At 26.0% G+C, this 1,114-nt stretch carries 1 protein-coding gene; it reads right to left on the reverse strand.

The genetic code is table 11. From position 1 onward, the window contains the following. Positions 1-469, reverse strand: a 469-nt coding sequence (locus tag ACVC2P_RS00035) for a hypothetical protein (RefSeq protein ID WP_452596446.1), incomplete at its 3' end; no start/stop codon positions are given. Positions 470-1,114 lie beyond the last annotated feature (645 nt).

Here is a 1,114-nt window from a genome sequence, read left to right on the forward strand (position 1 = left end):
CTGATGAATGTTTATAAAGTGGCTCTATAAAATAAGAATTATTGGCTGTAAAGATAGAGGCTCGAAAACCAGCATCACTAACATCGCAAGCTATTAAAGTACTTGGCTCTCCTTTTTTATACCCTCTAAATGTTTTTATGGTGTATAAATATGCAACTTCATTTGCTACAACTTTAGATGGTATTATAATATAGGTTTCAAATTTACCTTCTGGTGAAGGAATTTTTATTTCTTGTGGCCCATTAATCTCTTGCAATTTACTTTTAAAATTTGCTATAGAAATTTGCCAAACAGAATAATCCGTAGGTAATGCGGCATTAATTAAATTTTCTGCCTTGTCATTAATTTTTTGAGTTTTAGAAAAAGACCAATCAGATTCTTCTACTTGAGCAGAGCTAATTTCAATTCCAGCAAATAGTGCTAATAAGAGTAATGCAACACTCGCTCTTAAATTTATAATTGTTTTCATATTTTTTGTTTTGTGTTTATATTAAATAAGGTAGATTAATGGTTTAATGACATATAATTATGTCTTAAACATATTTCGTTTTTTAATATTTTACTTACATGTATTTATTATATTAACTCCACACGTTACACGCTTAAAACACTAAAAGTATTATTGTGTTTATTTCGCAATGGCGCAACAAACATTTAGATTCTTTAAAAGAGTATACTTGCAATAAAAAACTGAGCAAAAAAAAGTAAAGTCTATTATATTTTTTTGATGTTTTTAGCTAATACAATATTAGCTAAAGATTAAAATCTGGTTTTAATAATTAATCATTAAAAAATCACTTATTCATTATTAAAACGAGTAATCAATCACCAAAATATCACTTTTCTTTTATCAAAGCTTACAAGTATATAATTGATACTTATAAGCTTTGCTTTAACGTTATCTAGTTAATTAATAACAATGGTTTGTATTACCTAAAGTTTTTATTACAGTTTAATTACTAGAAACTTTTATATTATCAAAACGCCATTGTGTTCTATAATTAGTAGAGTTTAGTGTCTGGTTTACTCTAATAGCTATATATATATTGTTATTTCCTGAATTATTAATATTAAAACTATTTCGTTTAAAAACCTCTTCTGCATAATCATCTCC

The sequence above is a fragment of the Pontimicrobium sp. MEBiC01747 genome (assembly GCF_053601635.1).